Source organism: Pseudoflavonifractor capillosus, from assembly GCF_016899775.1.
Lineage (GTDB): Bacteria > Bacillota > Clostridia > Oscillospirales > Oscillospiraceae > Lawsonibacter.
The window spans coordinates 1-404 of the sequence record NZ_JACJJE010000160.1 but is presented as its reverse complement, the minus strand read 5'-3'; the positions used below and the strand labels follow the sequence as shown (position 1 = coordinate 404).

Sequence of the window (404 nt, the reverse complement as noted above, 5' to 3'; positions counted from 1 at the left end):
TTCCATAACCGCCGTGATTCGGCTTTCCAGCACGGTTCGGTTGTCCATAGATGCATTGATGGCTCCCAGAATTGCCTTTTGAAGCGGCTCTTCATCCAATGTTGGAGAATGCAGGCAGTATTTTTTTCCGTAGCTCAACCGGCTGACACAGCGCCACACAGGCCGCTTTTCCCCGTGCTGGGTCCAGATGCACCGGCGATAGGCAGTACCGCACTCACCGCAGAACAGCAGATTGCTGAGGGCATATTTCCCACTGTATTTCCGCAGACCGGCGGGGGCGCTTCTCCTGGTCCCGCCCTCACGAGCTTTCCTCCGGGCCAACTCCAACTGAACTGCATCGAACAGTTCGTGGCTGACAATGGCCTCGTGGTGATCTTGGATGAGGACTTTGTCCAGCTGTCCGG

1 protein-coding gene and 1 pseudogene are annotated in these 404 nt (G+C 56.4%); one reads left to right on the top strand and one right to left on the bottom strand.

The window, feature by feature from the left end; translation table 11 throughout:
• Positions 1 to 189, bottom strand: a pseudogene (locus H6B31_RS17430) (recombinase family protein); the annotation flags it as partial.
• Between H6B31_RS17430 and H6B31_RS17425 the strand changes: the two are divergent.
• Positions 175 to 404: hypothetical protein (locus tag H6B31_RS17425; RefSeq protein WP_243419124.1), on the top strand; the 230-nt coding region annotated here is incomplete at its 3' end. The pseudogene H6B31_RS17430 and the gene H6B31_RS17425 overlap by 15 nt on opposite strands.